The sequence below is a fragment of the Spirosoma sp. KNUC1025 genome, from assembly GCF_045160025.1.
Lineage (GTDB): Bacteria > Bacteroidota > Bacteroidia > Cytophagales > Spirosomataceae > Spirosoma.
The window spans coordinates 6584150-6602681 of record NZ_CP087139.1 but is presented as its reverse complement, the minus strand read 5'-3'; the positions used below and the strand labels follow the sequence as shown (position 1 = coordinate 6602681).

General features: G+C 51.3%; 8 protein-coding genes. 1 reads left to right on the top strand and 7 read right to left on the bottom strand.

Going from position 1 to position 18532, the window contains the following annotated elements:
- The first annotated feature begins 361 nt into the window (after nucleotides 1-361).
- Complete coding sequence (katG, locus tag LN737_RS28835) at nucleotides 362-2653, top strand: catalase/peroxidase HPI (RefSeq protein ID WP_405514402.1); 2292 nt, start codon at nucleotides 362-364, stop codon at nucleotides 2651-2653.
- A 248-nt stretch (nucleotides 2654-2901) separates the two neighbouring features.
- Here the strand turns inward: katG and LN737_RS28830 are convergent, their stop codons facing one another.
- The 7 genes from LN737_RS28830 to LN737_RS28800 all read right to left on the bottom strand — a co-directional run bounded on the left by LN737_RS28830 (nucleotide 2902) and on the right by LN737_RS28800 (nucleotide 18477).
- The gene (locus LN737_RS28830; RefSeq protein ID WP_405514400.1) at nucleotides 2902-5271 is read right to left on the bottom strand and encodes an ABC transporter permease; all 2370 of its coding nucleotides are present in this window, start codon (nucleotides 5269-5271) and stop codon (nucleotides 2902-2904) included.
- 93 nt (nucleotides 5272-5364) lie between these two features.
- Nucleotides 5365-7752 (bottom strand): ABC transporter permease, encoded by a 2388-nt coding sequence (locus tag LN737_RS28825; RefSeq protein WP_405514398.1) that lies wholly within the window; start codon nucleotides 7750-7752, stop codon nucleotides 5365-5367.
- Nucleotides 7753-7856: 104 nt separating this feature from the next.
- Nucleotides 7857-10304: an ABC transporter permease gene (locus LN737_RS28820; protein WP_405514396.1), complete on the bottom strand. Its 2448-nt coding sequence runs from the start codon at nucleotides 10302-10304 to the stop codon at nucleotides 7857-7859.
- Between the two features lie 93 nt (nucleotides 10305-10397).
- Complete coding sequence (locus LN737_RS28815) at nucleotides 10398-12848, bottom strand: ABC transporter permease (RefSeq protein ID WP_405514394.1); 2451 nt, start codon at nucleotides 12846-12848, stop codon at nucleotides 10398-10400.
- A gap of 93 nt (nucleotides 12849-12941) precedes the next feature.
- Complete coding sequence (locus LN737_RS28810; RefSeq protein WP_405514392.1) at nucleotides 12942-15365, bottom strand: ABC transporter permease; 2424 nt, start codon at nucleotides 15363-15365, stop codon at nucleotides 12942-12944.
- A gap of 97 nt (nucleotides 15366-15462) precedes the next feature.
- Entirely contained in the window at nucleotides 15463-17862 is a 2400-nt protein-coding gene (locus LN737_RS28805; protein WP_405514390.1) for an ABC transporter permease, read from the bottom strand.
- A 12-nt stretch (nucleotides 17863-17874) separates the two neighbouring features.
- Nucleotides 17875-18477: a hypothetical protein gene (locus tag LN737_RS28800; RefSeq protein ID WP_405514388.1), complete on the bottom strand. Its 603-nt coding sequence runs from the start codon at nucleotides 18475-18477 to the stop codon at nucleotides 17875-17877.
- Nucleotides 18478-18532: the final 55 nt, after the last annotated feature.

The following is an 18532-nucleotide window of genomic DNA, read 5'->3' as shown; positions in this document are numbered from 1 at the left end:
AGGATATAACAAGTGACTGTACAGACAACCCTTACTCTTACCGAACGACCAAATGCCGTACCAAACAGATAAACTACTGATTATCAGAAGTTAAAAATTAGGGTTCAAGAAATGATGTCCGCAAATGGACGACTCGGACGGCCATTTACGGACAATTTAACCAGCGGATATTGTTATTTTATTTAGTAAATGGGGTTATAGGTGTTATTTATAGCGGGGAGTATAGTAATAGATTTTGTCAATAAAAAGATAAATTAAATCAATTTGATTGATAAGTATTTTCCTGATACTATTGTCTTGTAAAACAACGTGAGCGGAACAAAATCCACCGCTTTCAGTCAATAACTACTGTTCTACCCCTATGGAAAACTATTCAGGTGACATCAGCAAATGCCCGTTCTACGGTGGCGTTCAGACAAACGAGCCTGCCCAAAAAATCAGCACTGCCGGTGATGGAACACAAAACCGCGACTGGTGGCCTAATCAGTTAAAAGTTAACCTTCTTCGTCAGCATTCGTCGTTATCGAACCCAATGGGGGAGACGTTTAACTACGCAGAGGAATTTAAAAGTCTTGATCTGGAGGCTGTGAAAAACGATTTACATGCCCTCATGACTGACTCGCAGGAGTGGTGGCCCGCCGATTTTGGTCACTACGGTCCTTTGTTTATCCGGATGGCCTGGCATAGTGCCGGTACGTATCGCATTGGCGATGGCCGTGGTGGTGCCGGAGCTGGTCAGCAGCGGTTTGCCCCACTCAACAGCTGGCCCGACAACGTCAGTCTCGACAAGGCTCGTCGGCTGCTTTGGCCGATCAAGCAGAAATATGGCCGTAAACTTTCCTGGGCCGACCTGATGATTCTTACGGGTAACGTAGCGCTGGAATCGATGGGCTTTAAGACCTTTGGTTTTGCCGGTGGCCGTGAGGACGTCTGGGAGCCTGAACAAGATGTTTACTGGGGTTCTGAAACAAAATGGCTGGGTAGCGACCTGCGTTATGCCGGTGGCTCCGAAGGGGTGGCAGAGCATAGCGTGCTAGTATCCGACGAAGATGCCGATGGCAAAATTCATGCCCGCAATCTGGAGAAACCACTTGCTGCCGCCAACATGGGGCTGATCTATGTAAACCCTGAAGGCCCGGACGGTACGCCCGATCCGATTGCTTCGGCTAAAGATATCCGTGATACGTTTGGCCGGATGGCCATGAACGACGAAGAAACGGTGGCGCTGATCGCGGGCGGACATAGTTTTGGTAAAACACACGGCGCGGCCTCTTCAGACAACGTAGGCCCCGAACCAGAAGCGGCTGACCTGGAACTTCAGGGCTTTGGCTGGAATAACAGCTTTGGAAGTGGTAAGGGTCCCGACACCATTACCAGCGGCCTAGAAGTGACCTGGACAAAAACGCCTACGCTGTGGAGCAATAACTATTTCGAAAACTTGTTTGGGTTCGAGTGGGAGTTAACCAAAAGCCCCGGTGGTGCTCATCAGTGGGTCGCGAAAGATGCCGATACGATCATTCCAGATGCACACGACGCAGCGAAAAGCCATCGGCCAACCATGCTGACAACCGACCTGTCACTACGGCTCGATCCCGGGTTTGAAAAAATTTCAAGACATTTTCTCGAAAATCCCGACGCGTTTGCCGATGCGTTTGCCCGTGCCTGGTTTAAGCTGACGCACCGCGATATGGGTCCTCGCGCCCGCTACTTGGGCCCTGACGTACCGGCAGAGGAATTGATCTGGCAAGATCCCATTCCGGCGGTGGATCATGAACTGATTGATGAAAACGACACTGCTGCACTGAAAGCGAACATATTGGCTTCTGGCTTGAGCGTACCGGAATTGGTATCAACGGCCTGGGCTTCGGCTTCGACCTTCCGCGGATCGGATAAGCGGGGCGGTGCCAACGGCGCACGGATTCGACTGGCCCCTCAGAAAGATTGGGAAGCCAACAATCCTCCCCAACTGGCTAAGGTGCTGGGCATTCTGGAAAGCATTCAGGAGGAATTTAACAGTACGCAGGCCAATGGCAAAAAGGTTTCGCTGGCCGACCTGATTGTACTGGCGGGTTGCGCGGGTGTTGAGAAAGCAGCTAAAGCAGCAGGTCAGGACGTAACCGTTCCGTTTACGGCTGGTAGAATGGATGCGCTGGAAGAACAAACCGATGTAGAATCTTTTGCGGTGTTGGAACCGAATGCCGATGGATTCCGCAACTATCTGAAAACGAAATACACCGTATCGACCGAAGAACTGCTGATCGACAAAGCGCAGTTGCTGAACCTCACGGCGTCTGAACTGACGGTGCTGGTTGGCGGGATGCGTGCCCTGAATGCCAACTTCGATGGATCTAAACTTGGTATTTTCACCGACCGGCCGGGCGTATTGACCAACGATTTCTTTGTCAACCTGCTTGACATGCGTACGAGCTGGAAGGCGACGGCTGACCATAAAGAAGTATTTGAAGGACGTGACCGTTCTACCGGCGAGCCGAAATGGACGGCAACGCGTAATGATCTTATTTTCGGCTCGAACTCAGAACTTCGCGCTGTTGCCGAAGTATACGCTAGTGCTGATGCGAACGAAAAATTTGTGAAGGACTTCGTAGCAGCCTGGAATAAAGTAATGAATCTGGATCGCTTCGAACTGGTCTAATTCAGTACGTTACCACTAAAAAGTAAAGCTGACCTGTTTCCGGGATCAGCTTTACTTTTTTAACGAGAATAATGGCTTGTAATACCGACCGGGATGGTCGGTATTACAACTACAGCGCTCAATTTAACTAGTCAAGCAACTGGTTTTACGATGCCGTTAGGTATCAAAGGTTCTCAACATACAGAATGGGCAAGTCTGGCTCGTACGTCGTGATCTGTCGGTTGTTAAACCGTAGGATCCGGTCGGCTTTACTCGCTTCGCAAGCTCTTCACGGGGTTCATCAGGGCGGCTTTGATGCTCTGGAAACTCACCGTCAGCAGGGCAATGGCTACGGCCAGCACACCAGCTAACGCAAAAATCCACCACGTAACGGGCAGCTTGTAGGCGAAGCCCTGCAGCCACTGGTTCATGGTGTACCAGGCTAAGGGACTGGCAATCAGTATGGCGATCAGCACTAATTTGAGAAAATCGGTAGACAGCAGGCTGATGATGTTGGGCACGGAAGCGCCCAGCACTTTGCGCACGCCAATTTCCTTGGTCCGTTGTTCCGCCGTGAATGCCGACAGGCCAAACAAGCCCAGGCAGGAAATGAAGATAGCCAGAAACGCAAAGTAATTGGCCAGACTACCAACGACGGATTCGCTCTCGTATAAATTCCTGTAATCGGCATCGGCAAACTGATACGTAAACGGAAACTTCGGATTGAGCTGCTTCCAGGTGGCTTCCAGACTGGCCAGCGCCTGTTTGGTCTGGCCGGGCTGCGTCCGTACCAGCACCGTTTTCCGACCCGCATCCGGGGCAAACCGTAGAATAAGCGGCTGAATCGCAGTGTGGAGCGACTGATAATGAAAATCCTCCATAACGCCGATGATTTTACCGGGCTTGCCCCATTGGGTAATCGGCTGGCCAACAGGGTTTTTGTAGCCGATACGTCTGACGGCAGCTTCGTTGACCAGATAATTGGTGGAATCGGTGCCGTACTCTTTCGAAAATTCACGCCCTTTGATGCGGATTTTCATTGATTTTATAAAATCATATCCGACCCCTGCGTGCATAAATTGAATATTAACGTTCGGGTCTTTGCCGGTCCAGCTTACTCCGCCTGTACTGCTGCTGATATCGACCGGCGACTCATCCATATACGACACAGCCTGAATACCGGGCATTTCCAGCAGCTCTGCCTTGAAGGTCTGAAAGCGATTGACGATATCGCCGTCGGCTGACAGATAAATCAGGTTTTCCCGGTCGTAACCGAGGTTTTTGGTTTGCAGGAAATTTACCTGACGATACACCACAATGGTTCCTACGATAAGCAGCATCGACAGAACGAACTGAAAGACAACCAGTCCCTGCCGAAACAGACGCGCCCCAGCCCCAAATTTGAGGGAACCTTTGAGCACCCGTACTGGATTCAGCGATGATAAAAACAAGGCTGGATAACTGCCGGCCACAATGCCCGTAAGGAGAGTCATCCCCAGAATAATCAGCCAGAACGTACTGTTCGTCAGGTGGAGACGGATGTGTTTGCCCGTCAGGGCATTAAAGTCGGGAAGAAGCAAATACACCAATGCCAGCGCGATGCCCAGGGAAAGAATCGTCAGCAATAAGGCTTCGCCAACAAATTGCCCGACGAGCAGACTTCGCAAGGCGCCCACCACTTTCCGAACGCCGACTTCCCGCGCTCGTTTGGCCGAGCGGGCCGTGGCCAGATTCATGAAGTTGATGCAGGCAATGACCAACAGGAATACGGCCACAATGGCAAACAGCCGAACGTAATCAATTCGCCCACCCGACTGCTGACCATTCTCAAAATTGGCGTACAAGTACGCTTCCTGATAGGGTTGCAGGAACAACTCGATGTTGAATTTGTCGTCAAGCTCTTTATTGTATTTTTTTAGAAAGGGTCCCAGTTTAGCATTCAGATTCGCTACGTTGGCGTCGGGCCGAAGCATGATACGGGTGCGGGGGCCATTGTTACCCCATTCTTTCATCCAGGAATTCCGGCTGATGCAATCCTGCCAGTTGAGCAGAAAGTCGTATTTGTCGGATGATGTTTCGGGTAAATTCTCGAAAACGGCGGTTACCTGATAATCTTTGTCGTTATCGATTCGGATTGATTTGCCGATGGCGGACTGAGGGCTGCCGAAATAAGTGACGGCTGCTTTTCGGGAAATAGCCAGGTTATTAGGGCCGTTAAGAGCTGTTTTAGCCGTACCCGCCAGCACCGGAATACTGAACATCTGAAACCAGTCGGCACCGGCCCAGCGACCCATTTCCCTATTGGTTTTATCGCCTGCGGCAAACGTCATGTGCGCATCCCAGCCCGTAAGGCCAGCCGCATAGACAATTTCCGGGAACTGCTTTTTCAACTCATCAGGCAGCAGCGCGGGCGTAGCACCATGAGCCACAATCTTTCCGTCATAAAACTGCCGTTCCATGATGTTGTAAAGCTGGGGGCCGTTGGCATGGTAGTTATCCACACTCAGCTCATCCTGAATCCACAGAAAGATCAGTAGACTACAGGCCATACCGAGAGCCAGACCCAGCATATTGATAGCGGAAAACGCTTTGTTGCGGACGATGTTCCGCCAGGCGATTTTGAGATAATTGGTTAGCATAGAAAAGTGAGGATTAAAGGAACAGGCAGAAGGGAAAAGGGAGAAAGGAACAGGATGGTCTTCTTTCTACCTTCTGCCTGTTCCCTGTTCCTGTCATTCCGTTCTTAACGATTTTACTGGATTAGTTACCGCTGCTTTTACACTCTGATATACGACCGTGGCCCAACAAATGAGCAGGGTCAGCAGACAGGCAATCACGAAAATCCAGACGCCGATATCGGTTTTGTACGGAAAATTCTGTAACCATTTGTACATCGAATACCAGGCTATCGGAATTGCAATCGGGAACGAAAGCAGCACGAGCTTGGTGAAGTCTTTCGACAGCAGTACCACTACGCTCGATACCGATGCCCCCAGAACCTTCCGTACCCCGATTTCCTTCACCCGCTGCTCAGTCGTGAACGTAGCCAGCCCAAACAGACCCAGACAGGCAATGAGGATGGTCAGGGCTGAAAATGCCGAGAAAATGCGGCCCCGTCGTTCATCCGCCTGATAAGCCGACTCAAAATCCTGGTCCAGAAAGCGGTATTCAAACAGCCGGTCCGGGTACGTTTCCCGCCATTTCTGCCCAATAAACGCGACGGTTTTATCGACATTCTGCGGCTGTATTTTGATGTGAATAACCGAATTGGCCCGACGACACAGGATAATCATGGGCTCGATAGGGTTGTAGAGCGATTGCTGATGGAAATCCTTTACTACCCCGATAACCTGTGCTGTGGGTGGCCCCGGCTTTCCGTCCTGTGGAAGGCTGCCGAGAATAACTTTTTTGCCAAGCGGCTCTTTCCAGCCCATACGTTCTACGGCCGCCTGGTTGATAAGCACCGAATTGAGCGTATCAGCCGGAATTTTATCGGAGAAGTCGCGCCCGCTGACCACCTTCATCCCCATCGTTTTCAGGTAATCGTAGTCGACCTGCACGGGTTTGAACCCCATCTCTTTCAGCCCCGTATTCGATTCCACCGTGAAAATGACCCGCCCACCGATGTTGCTGGTGGGCGACGAGGCCGAGGCTACGTCCCGGATTGCCGGATTGGCCAGCAACGTATTTCGCAACGCATTAAAACGCTCTCTGGGCTGCCTGTCCTGATAGTCGATGGTCAACACCTGCTCCCGGTCGTAACCCAGATCATGATTGCGCATGAAATTGAGCTGCTTATAGACAATCCAGGTGCAGATAAGCATAATGAGCGAAATGGAAAACTGCGCGACAACCAGTGCTTTGCGGAAAAAACTGCCGCCTTTGGCATTAAATGACCCTTTCAATACGGCGGCCGGTTCGAAAGACGACAAAAAGAACGCCGGGTAACTGCCGCTGATGAAGCCTGTAAAGACAACGATGGCCAGCGCAATCAGCAGAAACTGCGGCTGTAACAGTTCACCGAAATGGATGTCTTTTCCGGAAACAGTATTGAAAAAGGGCAGCAGAAGAAGCACCAGTATCAGGCTCGCAGCCAGCGCCAGTACGGTCATAAGCACGGACTCGGTCAGAAATTGCGCCATCAGCCTGCTACGTACCGTACCCATCACCTTCCGAAGCCCTACTTCTTTGGCCCGTTTGGCCGAGCGGGCCGTGGCCAGATTCATGTAATTAATACTGGCAATGAGCAGCATGAAAAAAGCAACTGCACTGAATGTATATACGTAGCCAATGTTGCCACTCGATTCGCCTTCGTAATTCGAATACAGGTGAATGCTGGTCAGCGGCTGTAGTTCGTACGTCACCTTGATACCCATCCGCTTGAAAATCGGGCCGATGTATTTGTCGTACACCTGCGGGAATTTGCTGGTCAGTACGTTGGTGTCGAAGTTTTCGGGCAGCACGAGGTAGCTGTAGACGTAGAATGCCCCCCAGGATGTGGCCTGGCTCCGTTCGCTCTGGCCAGTAGAAAGCAGGGCGTTGAACGTAAAGTGCGAGTTCTTGGGTACATCTTCGATCACGCCCGTCACTTTATAGAAAGTTGTATCGTTCGTTTGAAGCGCCTGACCCAGAGCGCTGCCCGAGCCGAAGAATTTCTGCGCCGATTTCTGCGTCAGCACTACGCTGCCCGGCTGAGCCAGCGCTGTTTTGGGGCTGCCTTCAATGAATTTATAGCTGAATACATCGAAGACCGTCGAATCGGCCGAGTAGATGTTATCTTCATAAAAACGCTTTTCGCCCTGCCGAAACATCACCCGGCCGTATGGAAAGAAGCGCACGTAATTTTTAACAAACGGGTAATCTTTCTTCAGAGTTGTGGCTAACGCAGGCTGCGTACTGCTCCAGCGGTTGACTTTGTCGGGCTCGGTAATGTACGAGACGATCCGGTAAATCTGGGAAGCATTGGCCTGATAGCGGTCAAAGCTCAGTTCGTCCGTTACGTAGAGCAACAGGAGCAGGCCACAGGTAACCCCGATGGTCAGGCCAAGAATGTTGATCAGGCTGTAAAACTTGTCTTTTCGCAAGTTTCGCCAGGCGATTTTAAGATAGTTAATGAGCATAGGAGTATGGGGTAAAGGAATAAAGGAACAGGCAGAAAGGAGAAGGGAAAAGGACTAGGATTCATTCGTTTCCCTTTTTCCTTTCTGCCTGTCCCCTTCTCCTTTTATTCCGCTCTTAAAGACGTAACCGGATTGGTTAACGCTGCTTTGATGCTCTGAAAACTTATTGTTATCAGCGAGATACCTACAATAAGCAGATCCGCCAGCATAAATAAGCCAAGGGGTAACTCGATTCGGTAGGCAAAGGACTGTAGCCACTGATTGACGCCCCACCAGGCCAGGGGCGAAGCAATCACCACCGCCACGAGTATAAGAAGCAGGAAATCTCTGGACAGGAGCGAAACGATGCTGGCCACGGACGCCCCCAATACTTTGCGGATGCCAATTTCCTTCGTTCTACGCTCGGCTGTAAACGTAACGAGACCGAATAAACCCAGGCAACTGATCAGCACGGCAATGCCCGTTGCCAGTGTAATGAGTTTGCCCAGATTGCGCTCTTTGCTATACAGTTCGGCTATCGCTTCGTCAACGAATTTTGGTTCAAACAGCTCGCCGGGATAGGTACTGGCCCAGAGGGTTCTGATCTGCGCCAGGGTCTGGTCGAACGAAGTAGCCTCACTCCGCCTGAACCGCACATTAAATACATGCAGGTTCTCTTTATGGCTCATCAGCGCGGTAGGCTGGATGGTGTTGTGCAGGGAACGATGATTAAAATTACGTAGTACGCCAACGATAGGTTTCTTGTCGAGCAGCTTTCCAATGGCCTGCGACGGCTTCTGAAAACCCAGGTATCGGGCCAAGGTCTCGTTGATGACTAACTCATTGGCTGTATCGCTTGCCATCAGGTTCCGGCCTGCCAGCAGTTTTAGCCCGTAAATAGCTATAAAGCTGGTATCCACCTCTTTGCGATACACGTTCACCTCCGACTTGCCCTTCCGGCCAACGTATTCCATCGTCGAAGTAGACCACCCACTCGACAGGGGCATCTGATTGGCCATGCTTACCTGCTCGACACCCGCCAGCCTGCGAATACGATCAGCCAGTGTAAAGCGAACATTATGGTGGTCGCCGTTAAAAAATGAACTGGTCGGCGTCGGAAACGTAATAATGGCTTCACGCTGAAAGCCCTGATCTGTATTTATCATGAACCGGAGTTGCTGACCAACCAGCAAAGCCCCGATAATAAATACCTGGGCTACGGTGAATTGACCGACAATCAGTCCCTTACGTAGCGTTGCACTGCCACCCGCCTGCCCGGTCTGATTGCGTAACGTAGCAATGGGTGAAAGCCGGGCCAGCAGCGCACCGGGATAGAGGCCAGCCAGTAGGGATGTGAAAAGCGCTATGGCAAGCAGAAACAAATAAAGACCTGGCTGGCTAAAATCGAGGGTAACTCCTTTAGGCACAATATCACCCAGATACGTTAAGGCTCCCTGCGCCAATATCAACGATGCACTGGCGGCAATAAGCGTGAGCAGCAGGGTTTCTCCTAAAAATTGAGTCATCAGTTGCCGACGTTCGCTGCCCAGCGATTTACGGATGCCGATTTCCTTTGCCCGTTGAGTCGATTGCGCGGTTGACAGGTTGATAAAATTAATGCTGGCCAGTAGCAGTAAAAAACTGCCGACCACACCCAGAATCAGTAACGTAGGCTTATGGGCTACGTGCTGGCCACCCGCATAATTAGCGTTGAAATGGACATCATCGAGGGGTTGTAGCCATAGCCAGCGGTCGCCTACCTTTTCTGTGGCCGGAACATTGGCATCCGCCAGCCTGGTAACCTGCTCGCCAATACGGTCAGGATCAGTACGGGGCGTCAGTCTGAGCAGGCACTGGGATGAAGAACTAGTACTATTCCACTGGTCGAACGCCATCTCTTCCCGGCGCTTTTTACGGGTCGTTTGTGTTGCCAGCGAGACAAACGACTGAAAGTCAAAATTGCTGGGCGCGTCAAGGTCTTTTACCAGTCCCGAAACCGTGAGCATCAGGGTATCTTTATACTGCTTTCCAATGAGCCGACGGCCGACAACCGCGGGGCTGGCTTCACCAAAATATCGCCGGGCCTGTTTTTCGGTCAATACAATCTGATCGGGCTTCGACAGCGATGTTTCAGGTGTTCCGGCTATCCATTGCCGGGGTAAAATGTCGAAGAATGTTCCGTTCGTACTGACCATCCTATCCTGTTCGTCCTTCCCGGCACGTATCTGAAGGGGTTCAGCTCCCGGGCGAGGAATCTCAACCACCTGAAAACTGCCTGTGTGATAGGGCGCAACGGTTTTCACGCCCGCCAGGTTTGTCCGTACTGCTTCGGGAATAGGAGCCGCCAGGCCAGGGTTGTAGTAAAACTCATCGCCGAACTTGAACTTGGTCACGAGCCGGTACACCTGCTCGCTGCCGGGTACTTTCTTGTCAAAACTAAGTTCGAACCGCACAATGAGGTAAATCACCAGACAGGACGCAATACCCACCGACAGACCCACCACATTGAGTATCGTGGTTAATCGATTGCGCCCAAGGTTGCGAAAAGCGATTTTGACGTAGTTGGTTAGCATGGGGTTAGGGAGAAGGGAACAGGCAGAAAGGAAAAGGGAAAAGGACTAGGATTACCTTCGTTCTTCTTCCTTTCTGCCTTCTGCCTGTTCCGTTTATTCCGTTCTCAACGATTTCACGGGATTCATCAACGCGGCTTTGATACTCTCAAAACTGACCGTTATCAACGCTATGCTCACGGCGAGCACACCGGCTATGGCGAACATCCACCACTCGATGTCGATTTTATAGGCAAAATCAGCCAGCCATTTGTTCATTACGTACCACGCAACCGGACTGGCAATCACCAGCGCTACCAGGACAAGTTTGACGAAATCAAACGAAAACAGGCCGAAAATGTGCGAAGTGGACGCCCCCAGCGCTTTTCGGATACCGACTTCTTTGGTTCGGGTTTCGACCATAAACGCAACGACGCCGTACAGCCCCAAACAGCCGATAAAGAGCGCAATGGCCGCCAGCAATCGGAAAAGAGCGTAGAATCGTTGTTCGCTCTTGTAGAAGTTCGACAGGGTTTCATCCAGAAATTCGTACGAGAAAACAAACTCCGGAAAAGTGGCTGTCCAGGCGGTTTCCACCTGCTTGATAAGCTGACTTATGGCCTCGGTTCCACCCTGTTGTGCCGACAGTTTGATGGCCATGATTCGGTAGTTGCCCCGCTGAGTCGTCAATACGCTTGGCTCAACGCGTTCTCGCAGGGAGAGCTGGTTGAAATCCTTTACGACACCCACAATGGGTTTTTTTACAGATTCACCGGCCACCGTCATGAGCTTCCCAACAATCTGTTCAGGATTCTGAAAGCCTAATCGTTTCATAAACGTCTCGTTAACAATTAGTTCACGTATTGAATCGGCAGGTTGATACATACGTCCGGCCAGAAGTTTCAAGCCGTACGTACGCACGTAAGCCGTGTCGGCCGGACGCATCATAATACCGAAGCCCGGATCTTTGTCGTCATTCTCAAAGCGAAAGCCCGTTGTCCAGTTGGACGTAGACGAAGGCGTCGACATACCGAAACTGATTGACTGTATAGCGGGTAGATGAACAAGACTGGCGCGTATGTTTTCCAACTGGCCCGGCTCGTTCTGTGGCAGCGGAATCGTTAAAATCGCATCCTGGTTGTAGCCCAGATCCGCCGAACGGAAATACTGGATCTGGCTATAGGCAATGATGGTTCCAATGATAAGTACCTGAGAAATCGCAAACTGCCCGATTATCAGCCCCTGGCGGAGCGTTAACCGGCGGTTTCCTGCGCCTGCCTGAATCTTGCCTTTCAGAGCCAGAATGGGCTGATAACCCGATAAGACGAGGGCTGGATAAAACCCGGCTAATACGGTAGTCAATACGCCTAGTCCAATCAGAAATCCGAGTGCAGCCGGGCTAAATAAGGTCACTGCGTCGGGTTTGATGCTCAGCAGTTCGCCAACGTAAGGAAGCGAGAGCTGGGCCACAAGCAGCGCCAGCAATACCGCTATGGCCGTAAGAACACCAGTTTCGCCCAGAAACTGACGGACCAGTTGCCCACGGCTGCTGCCCAATGCTTTCCGGACGCCCACTTCTCTGGCTCGCCGGATAGCCTGCGCTGTCGCCAGATTGATAAAGTTGATGCAGGCCGTTACCAGAATAAATAGTCCAATCAGCACCATCGCCCAGATCATTTCGATGCTGATACTGCGCTGGGCATAATTCGTGATATTCGTGGCGAAATGAATGCTGGTCAGGGGCTGTAAGACGTATCGTAATTTCTGCGCATCTTCCGGGGCGTGGTACTTCCTCACAAAACCAACCAACTGACGCTCCATCCGGGCGGCTGACGTCTCCGATCCGGCTGGAGATGGTGGCAGCAGCATATAAATCTGTGCTCCGCCATAGCTCGATTTCCAATCGTCGGGGGGCGACGTACTGCCATAGGCTAAAATGGAGGCATGGGACAGTAAAACCTCAAACGGCAGGCTACTGGTGGCAGGGGGAGCCTGTACAATACCCGTTACCACAAAATCCATTCTATTTTCAAGCCGGATGGTTTTGCCCATCGGATTGCTGTTGCCAAAGTATTTCTGAGCGATTCGGTCAGACAGTACGACCGTGTTTGGGTTAATAAGCGCGGTTTGCGGGCTGCCTTTTTCCCAGGTATAATCGAAAAGAGCAAAATACTCGGGTTCCGCAAACGCGATCACGCCATCTGTTTCCTGAAACCGCTTGTTATCCCCATTCGCCTTGCCCTTTACCGACAACACCGCCGACTTCAACCGACTTACCATGGTGAGCTGGTGTTTCAGGTCGGGGAAGTCATTCCGAAGTGCGGCCAGAGCCGGAAACGTTATGCCGGTATTCGGTTTACTGTCGGGAGCCGTCCTGTCGACGCCCAGCATGCGGTAGATCCGGTCCGCATTGACGTTGTGCTGGTCGAAACTTAGTTCATACCGAACGGCCATAAACAATACCAGACAACAGGCCAGCCCCAACGTCAGACCCAACACATTGATGATCGAATAACTCCAGTTGCGCTTCAGCGCTCGGATGGCGGTAGTGAAATAGTTGCGTAGCATAGAAAAAGGAGTAGGGGAACAGGGAACAGGCAGCAGGGAAAAGGAAGTAGGATTATCGTTATTCTTTCTCCCTTTTCCTTTCTGCCTGTTCCCTTATTCTGTTTTCAGTGATTTAACCGGATTCATTAAGGCTGCGCGAATGCTTTGGAAACTCACCGTGAGTAAGGCAATACCCACTGCCAGTACGCCCGACACGACGAACATCCACCACTCGATGTCGATTTTATAGGCGAAATCAGCCAGCCACTTATTCATGGCGTACCAGGCTACCGGGCTCGCCAGCACGATGGCCACAGCCACCAGCTTGAGGAAATCTTTGGAAAGCAAACCGACGATATTCGGAACAGACGCACCCAGCACTTTGCGCACACCGATCTCTTTGGTACGCTGTTCGGCCATGAACGTAGCTAGGCCGAACAGACCCAGGCAGGCCACGAAAATGGTTAAACCGGCAAAAATACCCAGAATCTGCCCGGTTTTCTGTTCGGCCAGATACGTATTGTTGAAGCGTTCGTCCAGAAACGAGTACGTAAACGGTGCTTCGGAAGTCAACTGCTCCCACTGCTTCTTTAGCGATGCCAGTAACCCACTGATGTCTTTGGTATTAATCTTCACAATGACGGTGCCGGAGTTTCTGCCCAGCATCATCACCAGGGGCGAAATGGCTTCGTGCATCGAGCGGAAATGAAAATCCTTGATAACCCCAACCACCCGATACGTTCCTTTCCGGCCATCGTTTTCGGTATGCGTAATGGTACGTCCGAGGGCATTGCCGTTCCAGCCGAATGTGCGGGCGGCTGTTTCATTAATAATAATGCCAGACGAATCGGTACCATACGCTTTCGAGAAGTTTCGGCCGTACGCCATCTGCATACCCAGCGTTGGAATGTAATTGTAATCGATCTCGTACCGAAGTGATTTGACCAGTTGGGTTGAATTGGTTTCGGGATAAACCATGTAGTTGTTATTGTAGCTCGGACCGGCCGGCAGATACCCCGATGTACTGACATTTACCACCCGGGGGTCCTGCATAATCTGACTGCGGAACACTTCTTCTTTTTTGTCGAGCAGCCACGTTTCCGGCAGTACCAGTACCTGATCTTTCTCGTAACCTAATCGTTTGGTCTGGATGTAGTTAAGTTGCTTATAGACCACCGTTGTGCCGATCATCAGCGTAATGGAAATGAAAAACTGAACAACAACCAGCCCACTACGTAGTCCGATGCTTTTCCGGTCGCCCGTAAATTTGGTGCCTTTGAGTACCTGAACGGGTTTGAACGAGGAGAGGAAAAAGGCAGGGTAGCTTCCGGCCAGCACACCCACTATTACGCCGAGCAGCAACAGGCCCGGAAGGAGCCACGGACTGGCTGAGAAATTGAGTACGAGCGCTTTTCCGGCCAGTTTGTTGAAGAGCGGCAATGTCAGGTACACAAGCCCAACAGCCAGAGTCAGGGCAATGGCCGTAAGCAGCAGCGACTCAATCAGGAACTGGCTGGTCAGGCTTTGGCGCACGGAGCCCATCACCTTCCGAATCCCGACTTCTTTGGCTCGTTTCGACGCACCAGCCGTCGACAGATTCATGAAGTTAATGCAGGCAATAACCAGCATGAACAGGGCGATTGCCCCAAAAATATAGACGTACTGAATGTCGGCGTTGGGCTCAAGCTCGCCAGTCAGATTTGAGCGAAGATGAATATCGGTTAAGGGCTGTAGAAGAAAGCTAACATCGTTGCCCTTCTGACGGAACTGCGCATAGCTCATGCCAAAAGCTTGCTGAAGTTGCGAGCTCATGTATTTGTTGACCATCTGCGGCAGTTTCGCTTCCAGCCTGGCAGGGTCATACCCGTTGGGAAGAACCAGATAGGTGAAATATCCAGACGTCATCCAGGAAGGCGATTTGGCATCCGGCTCCCCGGCCATGGCCATAAACATATCGAAATGAAAGTGCGAGTTGACCGGCATTTTGTCGATTATACCCGTTACCCGGAAGAGCGCATTCCAGCTTTTAATGGCTATGGATTTCCCGACGGGGTTTTCGTTGCCGAAAAGCTTCTGCGCCATTTCCTGCGTGATAACAGCCGTGCCTGGTTGTATCAATGCCGTTTTGACATCGCCCCGAAGCAGTGGCAGCGAGAATACCTGAAAAAAATTGGAGTCGGCGTAAGCCAGTTGATCATCCCGAAACGTTTTGTCGCCGACGTTGAGGGTTGGCGAGCCGACCGTACGAATCCGGGTTGCCTGTTCAACTTCCGGATACTCTGCTTTGATGGTTTGTGCCACGGGCGGCATTACGTTGGCTTCGTTGATCTGTCCGCCATTCATGATTCCCCGAAAAACGACCCGCACCATTCGGTCGGCTTTGTCGCTGTAGCGGTCGTAGCTCAGTTCATTGAATATATACAGGCAAATGAGCAGGCACGTAGCCAGTCCGAGCGCTAACCCGACAATATTGATGGTCGAGAAGGCTTTGTTGCGGATCAAATTCCGCCAGGCGATTTTTATATAGTTAGTGAACATAGTGAGGGAGGAAGCCAGGGAACAGGCAGAAGGGAAAAAGAAGTAGGATTATCGTTATTCTTTCTCCCTTTTCCTTTCTGCCTTTTGCCTGTTCCTCTTATTCCGTTTTTAGTGATTTAACCGGGTTCATCAACGCAGCTTTTATACTTTCGAAACTGACTGTGAGCAAAGCAACAACAACCGTAAAACAGGCTGCCCCAACAAACAGCCAGACACTCAGATTGACATGAAAAGGGTACATCTCGAGCCAGCGATTGATGGATAACCAGGCGGTTGGTACGGCAATCAGCAGGGCCGGAATGATCAACCATAATAAATCGCGGGAGAGCAGCGCGACGATCTCGCCAGTCGATGCGCCAAGTACTTTTCGCACCCCAATTTCTTTTGTGCGCCGTTCGGCCGAAAACGTAGCAATACCAAACAAACCCAGACAGGAAATGAACAGACAAAGCCCCGCTGCCCAGGTGATGATCTGACGCAAACGAACCTCCAGCGCATACTGTCTGGACAGAATCGTATCCATAAACTGGTAGTGATAGTAATGCTGCGGAACGATGTCGCGGTACGTCTGACTGAGTAAAGCCATCGTTTGGGCTGTATGATCAGGTCGAATCCGAATCCAGACTTCACCAAAGGCCAACGCATCTGCATCGCCCACAAACACTTGCGGTCGGATGACTTCGTGTAACGACGAGTAATGGTAGTCACGGACTACGCCCACAACCCGGTACGCCTTGCGATTCCGTTCCGGGAAAAATACCTGCTGCCCCAATGGGTTTTTCCAGCCCGCTTCCCGTACAAAGGCCTCGTTGACCAGCGCGTTATCGAGGGTGTCGGAAGCATAAGCGGACGAGAAATTACGACCCTGTGCAACCCTGATACCGAGGGTAGGTAAATAACTGGGGTCGATGCGCAGGTAATTCACATCGATCGGCTTATCGGTTGTTTGTACACTGGTATATTCTTCCAGCCAGTCTTTCGCCGTTACGTCGACAATACCCGGCTGATTCAGAAGTTTTTGCCGAAACAGCCGCACCAGGTTATCGTTGCCCTCCCGCACGGTTGGAAGATCAATCCGCACCAGATGTTCGGGGTTGTAGCCGAGGTCTTTTGTCGTCAGGAAATCAAATTGAGCAAAAACCGCCAGCGTTGCCACAATCAGAAACACCGACAGGGCGTATTGTACCACCACCAACACCTGACTCAGGTTATTGCGATTCTGAAAACCGGTCCGGCCAGCCAGCACACGTACCGGATTGAACCGCGACAGCACAAAGGCAGGATAGGCTCCGGCCAGCAGGGTTGTCAGGATCAGTAAACCTACGTAGAGCACCACCAGTCGGGCATCAAACAGATACGCCAGGCTGAGATCGACGCCAGCAACCTCATTGAAAAAGGGCAGAACAAGCTGAGCCAGTATCAGTGCCAGCCCGAACGCAATGGCGCTGAGCAGAAACGATTCGCCTAAAAACTGCCAGATCAGCTGATTGCGCTGTCCACCGATAACTTTTCGAACCCCCACTTCCCGCGCCCGACGTAGTGACCGGGCCGTTGTCAGGTTCACAAAGTTGATGCAGGCAATAACCAGTATAAAAACAGCTATGCCCCCCAGCAGATACAAAATCATGGGGCTATTGGGCGACGCAAGTTCATTGCCACCGCCATAGGCCAGCGTCAGATGAATATCGGTAAGGGGCTGAAGACCAAATTGCCATTTTTCCTGAGGCTCCTGTGCCGTTTTCGTCAGCTGATCCTGACCCACAGCCGCAAACACACGCGCCATCTGTTGCTCAATTTTCAGAGGTGATGCGCCCGAACGTACAACAAAAAAAGTGGCCAGGTACTGATTCCGCCATTGGTCGTCTTTATGCTTACGCTCGTTGTGCTTAAACGGCAGCAGCATTTCGAATTGTAAGGAAGAATTAGGGGGTGGGTTACGGGCAATCCCAGTAACGACAAACGGTTCGACCGCGCCATTGATCTCCAGCCCGAGTCGTTGCCCAAGTGCGGGCGTATCGCTGAAATATTTTTTGGCGCCTTTTTCCGTCAATACCAGTGAATTGAGACCAGCCAGCGCCGATTGGGGCGTACCTTCCAGCAAGGGTATCGAAAACGTCTGAAAGAAATTATCGTCGACGTAGTGGGCATCCTGATAGAAGCCATCATTGCCCCGATGAACGTTAAACGAAACGCCCATGACCCGCGTAACCGACGCAATATCCGGGATGCCAGCCGCAAAGGTTGGTCCCTGAATGGCTCCCGTATTTCCCGTCTGTTTTTTTATTTCAGTACCACCGGCATTGGTTATCGTATTTGTCAGGCGGTAGATGCGGTCGGCCTGCTCATGAAACCCATCGAAGGTCATTTCATTTTTAAGGTACATCCCGATTACCAGCACAGAGGTCAGGCCAATGCATAAGCCCGACAAATTAAGCAGGCTGTAAACCCGCTGGTTGACAATGGTACGAATCGCAATTTTAAGGTAGTTCCGAAACATCAACGTAGGGTATTATTTCGTGTTTTTGGGCAGACCAATTTCTTTCTCAATTCCTTCGATGATGCGATCCCGCTCCTGCTGCGACTTGTCTCGCGCGTTGAGAGTACGTTCGTAAGTGATATCTTCCCCATCTTTCTGATACCGATAACGAACGTAGAGCCGGCCGTTTTCAGGATCGTAGTTTACCTCTTTGGTATAGGGATTTTTGCCACCAACGGCCACCGTCTGTGCATCGCCACGAGTTGATGAAACCGTTTGTTTCTCGCTGTTTATAATGGTTATGGATTCATTATTATCGAAACGAGGAGCTTTGGGTGGTTTGGGCGATTCGGGGGCGGTTGGCGCTACAGCCGCAACAGGCGGTTTGGGTGGTTCGGGCGTACTGATATTCAGCGAGTCCAGAATGTGTTCACGTAGGGCGTTACGTTCGGTGGTGTTTAGCTTTGATACGTCGAAGCTGCGTTCGTAATCAAGTGGCTTGCCATCGACAGTGCCGTGTACGCTGATCGACAGGGTTTTCTCGTCGTCGTTGACGGTTCGGCTGAGGGAAGTATGCTTCTGCGCCAGAGCGAATGTGCTGGTCAGGGCCAGGAGGGTGATCATGAGGAGTTTCATAGTTGTGTTTGTAGGGGAAAAGGAGGAAGGGAACAGGCAGAAGGTATATAATTGA

What these genes read in the sequence shown, in the direction of transcription:
- katG (WP_405514402.1), top strand. Translation starts at nt 362, where the DNA reads ATGGAAAACTATTCAGGTGACATCAGCAAATGCCCGTTCTACGGTGGC.
- LN737_RS28830 (WP_405514400.1), bottom strand. Translation starts at nt 5,271, where the DNA reads ATGCTAACCAATTATCTCAAAATCGCCTGGCGGAACATCGTCCGCAAC.
- LN737_RS28825 (WP_405514398.1), bottom strand. Translation starts at nt 7,752, where the DNA reads ATGCTCATTAACTATCTTAAAATCGCCTGGCGAAACTTGCGAAAAGAC.
- LN737_RS28820 (WP_405514396.1), bottom strand. Translation starts at nt 10,304, where the DNA reads ATGCTAACCAACTACGTCAAAATCGCTTTTCGCAACCTTGGGCGCAAT.
- LN737_RS28815 (WP_405514394.1), bottom strand. Translation starts at nt 12,848, where the DNA reads ATGCTACGCAACTATTTCACTACCGCCATCCGAGCGCTGAAGCGCAAC.
- LN737_RS28810 (WP_405514392.1), bottom strand. Translation starts at nt 15,365, where the DNA reads ATGTTCACTAACTATATAAAAATCGCCTGGCGGAATTTGATCCGCAAC.
- LN737_RS28805 (WP_405514390.1), bottom strand. Translation starts at nt 17,862, where the DNA reads ATGTTTCGGAACTACCTTAAAATTGCGATTCGTACCATTGTCAACCAG.
- LN737_RS28800 (WP_405514388.1), bottom strand. Translation starts at nt 18,477, where the DNA reads ATGAAACTCCTCATGATCACCCTCCTGGCCCTGACCAGCACATTCGCT.